The sequence below is a fragment of the Streptomyces sp. 5-10 genome, from assembly GCF_014712245.1.
In the GTDB taxonomy this organism is placed as follows: domain Bacteria; phylum Actinomycetota; class Actinomycetes; order Streptomycetales; family Streptomycetaceae; genus Streptomyces; species Streptomyces violaceusniger.
Map to the genome: position 1 here is coordinate 1 of NZ_JACVYG010000131.1, position 5,903 is coordinate 5,903.

The window sequence follows — 5,903 nt, forward strand, 5'->3', positions numbered from 1 at the left end:
GTTCCGGCGGAGCACCCGCTGACCGCCGTCGTCCACACCGCAGGCGTGCTGGACGACGGTGTGATCGGCTCGCTCACCCCCGAGCGCATGGCCCACGTCCTGCGCCCGAAGGTGGACGCGGCCTGGAACCTGCATGAGCTCACCCGGGACCTCGACCTGTCGGCGTTCCTCCTGTTCTCCTCGGCCGCCGGTGTGTTCGGCGGCCCGGGCCAGGGCAACTACGCCGCCGCCAACGTCTTCCTGGACGCCCTCGCCCAGCTCCGCGCCGCCCAGGGCCTGCCGGCCACCGCGCTGGCGTGGGGCCTGTGGGCCGGTGGCGGCATGGGCGACACCCTGGACGAGGCCGACATCACCCGGATGCGGCGGGCCGGAGTGCCCCCGCTGCCGGTGGCGGAGGGGCTGCGGCTCTTCGACGCGGCGCTGACCGTCGACGAGGCATCGCTGGTGCCGATGCGCCTGGACCTCGCGGCGCTGCGCAACCAGCCCGCCGTCTCGCCGCTGCTGCGCGGCCTGGTGCGGGCCCCGGCGCGGCGCGCGGTGGACGCGGCCGCGGCGGGCGGCGAGTCCGGCCTGGCCGGGCGGCTCGCCGGGCTGAGCACGGCGGAGCAGGAGCGGCTGCTGCTGGACCTGGTCCGGGCGCAGGTGGCCACCGTGCTCGGCTACGCGGGCGCGGAGACCATCGGCTCCGGGCGGGCGTTCAAGGACCTGGGCTTCGACTCGCTGACGGCGGTGGAGCTGCGCAACCAGCTCAACACCGTGACCGGGCTGAGGCTGCCCGCGACGCTCATCTTCGACTACCCGGACCCGCAGGTCCTGGCCCGCCATCTGCGGACCGAGCTGGTGGGCGAGGAGTCGGCGGAGGTGCGCACGCCGGTCCCGGTGGCGGCCGTCACCGAGGACGAGCCGATCGCCATCGTCGGCATGAGCTGCCGCTACCCCGGCGGGGTCACCACCCCCGAGGAGCTGTGGCAGCTCGTCATCGGCGCCACCGATGCCATCTCCGACTTCCCCGTCGACCGTGGCTGGGACCTCGACGCGCTCTACAGCGACGACCCCGACCAGGTGGGCACCAGCTACACCCGCGAGGGCGGCTTCCTGCACGACGCGGCCGACTTCGACCCGGACTTCTTCGGGATCTCGCCGCGTGAGGCGCTGGCGATGGACCCGCAGCAGCGGCTGCTGCTGGAGACATCGTGGGAGGCGTTCGAGCGGGCCGGGATCGACCCGGCGGCCGTGCGCGGCAGCAAGACCGGCGTCTTCGCGGGCGTCATGTACCACGACTATCTGACCCGGCTGACCGCCGTCCCCGAGGGGCTGGAGGGCTACCTCGGCACGGGCGGCGCGGGCAGCATCGCCTCGGGCCGGGTGGCGTACACCTTCGGCCTGGAGGGCCCGGCGGTCACCATCGACACGGCGTGTTCGTCGTCGCTGGTGGCGCTGCACCTGGCGGCGCAGGCGCTGCGCAACGGCGAGTGCACGATGGCGCTGGCCGGTGGCGTGACCGTCATGGCCACCCCGGACACGTTCATCGACTTCAGCCGCCAGCAGGGGCTGTCCACCGACGGCCGCTGCAAGTCCTTCGCGGCGTCGGCGGACGGCACCGGCTGGGCCGAGGGCGCGGGCATGCTGCTCGTCGAGCGGCTGTCGGACGCGCGGCGCAACGGCCACCGCGTGCTGGCGATCGTGCGCGGCTCCGCCATCAACCAGGACGGCGCCTCCAACGGTCTGACGGCGCCCAACGGCCCGTCCCAGCAGCGCGTCATCCGCGACGCGCTCACCAGCGCCCGGCTCACTCCCGCCGATGTCGATGTGGTGGAGGCACACGGCACGGGAACCACGCTGGGCGACCCGATCGAGGCCCAGGCCCTGCTCGCCACCTACGGCCGCGACCGGCCGGAGGGGCAGCCGCTGTGGCTCGGCTCGCTGAAGTCCAACATCGGCCACACCCAGGCCGCCGCGGGTGTCGCGGGCATCATCAAGATGATCATGGCGATGCGGCACGGGGTGCTTCCGCGGACGCTGCACATCGACGAGCCCACCCCGCATGTGGACTGGGCGGCGGGCGATCTCGAGCTGCTGACCGAGGCCCGGCCGTGGCCGGAGCTCGGCCGGCCGCGCCGGGCGGCCGTCTCGTCGTTCGGTGTGAGCGGTACGAACGCCCACACCATCCTGGAGCAGCCCCCGGCCCCCGGCCCCGAGGAAACCTCCGCGACCGGTCGTCCGGTGGCGGAGCTGCCGACGGTGCCGTGGGTGCTCTCGGGCAAGTCCGAGGCCGCCCTGCGCGGCCAGGCCGAACGGCTCATCGCCCACCTCACCACCCACCCCGAGCTGGACACCACGGACGTCGGCCACTCGCTGGCGACGGGCCGGGCCGCGCTGGAGCGGCGCGCGGTGGTCATCGGCGAGGACCGGGACGGGCTGCTGTCCGGCCTGGAGGCGCTCGCACGTGGCGAGTCGGCGGCCGGGCTGATCCAGGGGACGGTGGCCGAGGGCGGCAAGGTGGCCTTCCTGTTCACCGGCCAGGGCAGCCAGCGGCTGGGGATGGGGCGTGAGCTGTACGACGCCTACCCGGCGTTCGCGGAGGCGTTCGACGCGATCTGCGACGCGCTGGACGCCCACCTGGAACGGCCGTTGAAGACGGTGCTGTTCGGGGACGATCCCGAAGCGCTGGACCAGACCGGGTTCACTCAGCCCGCGCTGTTCGCGGTCGAGGTCGCGCTGTTCAGGCTCGTGGAGGCGTGGGGGCTGCGGGCGGACTTCCTCTCCGGGCATTCGATCGGTGAGCTGGCCGCCGCGCATGTGGCGGGTGTGCTCTCGCTCGCGGACGCGGCGAAGTTGGTGGCGGCGCGTGGGCGGTTGATGCAGGAGCTCCCCGCTGGTGGCGCGATGATCGCGGTGCAGGCGTCGGAGGACGAGGTGACGCCGTTGCTCACCCAGCGCGTCAGCATCGCCGCGCTCAACGGGCCCACCTCCGTCGTCATCGCCGGTGACGAGGACGCGGCCGCGGAGATCGCGGCTGGTTTCGAGGCGCAGGGCCGTAAGACCAAGCGGCTCACGGTCAGCCACGCGTTCCACTCGCCGCGTATGGACGGGATGTTGGAGGCGTTCCGTGAGGTGGCCGAGGGGCTGACCTACGCGGCCCCGCGCATCCCGATCGTCTCCAACCTCACCGGTGGCGTGGTGTCCGCCGAGGAGATCACCAGCCCGGACTTCTGGGTCCGCCACGTCCGCGAGGCCGTCCGCTTCCTCGATGGCGTCCGGACGATGGAGGCCCAGGGCGTCACCACCTACGTCGAGCTGGGCCCCGACGGTGTGCTCACCGCCATGGCCCAGGAGTGCGTGTCCGGCGATGCCGCCGCCTTCGTCCCGGCGCTCCGCAAGGGGCGTACCGAGCCGGTGGCGCTCACGGCGGCGCTCGCCGCGCTGCACACCCGGGGGCTGACCCTGGACTGGGCGGCGTTCTTCGCCGGTACGGGAGCCCGTACGGTCGAGCTGCCGACCTACGCCTTCCAGCGGCAGCGCTTCTGGGTCGAGAACCCGGAGGAGGTCCGCGAGGCCGTCGCGGCCATGGATTCCGTGGACGCGCGGTTCTGGGAGGCCGTCGAGCGCGAGGACTTGGAGGCACTGGCCGGGACGCTCCAGTCCGAAGCCGCGGACGCCGACGCGCTCTCCTCGCTGGGCGCCGTTCTGCCGATGCTGTCCTCGTGGCGGCGCCGCCAGGGCGAGCGGTCCACCGTGGACGCCTGGCGCTACCGGGTGACCTGGAAGCCGGTGGCCGCCCGCGCCGAGGGAACGCTGACCGGCCGCTGGCTGGTCGTCGCCCCGGCCATCGCCCCGGCCGACACCCCGGCCGACGGGATGGCCCAAACGGCGCACGGCGCCCTGGCCGAGGGTGTCGTACGGACGCTCTCCGCGCGCGGCGCCGAGGTGCGGACGGTCGAGCTGACCGCCGAGGACCGTACGGGCATGGCCGAGTTGCTGCGCGAGGCGGTCGCCGACGCCCCGGTGGCCGGTGTGTTCGCGCTGCCGTCCCTGACGGAGGGCGCCGACGGGCTGCTCCGCACGGCCGCCCTGGCGCAGGCGCTGGGCGATCTGGCCGTGGACGCGCCGCTGTGGGTCGCCACGCGCGGCGCGATCTCGACCGGCCGGGCGGACCGTCCGGTGGACCCGTGGCAGGCGCGGGTCTGGGGCCTGGGCCGGGTCGCGGCCCTGGAACTGGCCGAGCGGTGGGGCGGTCTGGTCGATCTGCCGGAGACGGCGGACGACCGTGCGCTGTCGCGGCTCGCGGGCGTGCTGGCCGGTGGCGAGGGCGAGGACCAGGTGGCGGTGCGCGCCTCCGGTGTCTTCGGCCGCCGGCTGACCCGGGCCGCCGAGACCGTCGCCAAGTCCGCCGCCACGACCGCCGCCAAGTCCGCCGCCACGACCGAGCGTGGCCGCGACTGGCGGCCGGGCGCGGGTTCGGTGCTGGTGACCGGCGGTACGGGCGCGCTGGGCGCGCATGTGGCCCGCTGGCTGATCGCCAAGGGCGCCGAGCACGTGGTGCTCACCAGCCGCCGTGGCCTCGACGCCCCCGGCGCGGCCGAGCTGCGCGACGAACTCGCCGCCTCGGGCGCCCGGGTCACCGTCGCCGCCTGCGACGCCGCCGACCGCGAGGCGCTGGCCGCGCTGGTGGCCGGGCTCCCGGCCGAACTGCCGCTGACGGCGGTGGTGCACGCGGCCGGGGTGCTGGACGACGGTGTTCTGGAGTCGCTGACCCCCGAGCGCTTCGCCTCCGTCCTGCGCGCCAAGGCCGACGCCGCGGCCAATCTGCACGNTCCGTCCTGCGCGCCAAGGCCGACGCCGCGGCCAATCTGCACGAGCTGACGCGGGACCTGGACCTGACGGCCTTCGTCCTGTTCTCCTCGTTCGCGGGCTCGATCGGCGCCGCCGGTCAGGCCAACTACGCGGCCGCGAACGCCTTCCTGGACGCGCTCGCCGAGCGCCGCCGGGCCGAGGGCCTGCCCGCCACCTCGGTGGCCTGGGGCCCGTGGGCCGAGGGCGGGATGGCCGCGGACGAGGCGCTGGAGCAGCGCATGCGCCGCGCTGGTGTGCCGCCGATGGCGGCGGACCTGGCCATCGCCGCGCTACAGCGCGCCTTGGACCTGGACGAGACCGCGGTGACGGTCGCGGACATCGACTGGGAGCGGCTGGCCCCCGGCTTCACCGCCTCCCGGCCGAGCCCGCTGCTGCGGGAGCTGCCCGAGGCGCGTACGGCGCTGGAGGCCGAGGGCGGCCGGACGGCCCGTACGGCCGGTGGCGGCGCGGACGAGTCCTCGCCGGCCCAGCGGCTCGCGGGTGTCCCGGCGGCGGAGCGCGAGCGGATGCTGCTGGAGCTGGTGCGTTCGGCCGTGGCCGAGGTGCTGGGCCACTCCGACGCGGAGGCCGTCGAGGCGGACCGGGCCTTCCGGGACCTGGGCTTCGACTCGCTGACGGCGGTGGAGCTGCGCAACCGGCTGAACACCGTGACCGGGCTGCGGCTGCCGCCCACCCTGGTGTACGACTACCCGTCGTCCTCGGCGCTCGCCGCCCACCTCCGTACGGAGATCCTGGGCGAGGAGAGCGCGGCCGAGCCGGTGGCCGGTGTGCCGTCCACGGCGGTGGCCGTCGCCGACGATCCGATCGCGATCGTCGGGATGAGCTGCCGCTTCCCGGGTGGTGTGCGGTCGCCGGAGGAGCTGTGGCGGCTGCTGGTCTCCGGGCAGGACGCGGTGACGGGCTTCCCGGCCGACCGCGGCTGGGACCTGGAGGCGCTGTACGACCCGGACTCGGCCACCGACCACACCACCTATGTCCGCGAGGGCGGATTCCTGGCGGACGCCGGGGACTTCGACGCGGCGTTCTTCGGGATCTCGCCGCGTGAGGCG

1 pseudogene is annotated in these 5,903 nt (G+C 74.9%); it reads left to right on the forward strand.

Annotated features, from left to right (window positions below):
* A pseudogene (locus IEJ02_RS47255) lies at nucleotides 1-5,903 on the forward strand (type I polyketide synthase); the annotation flags it as partial.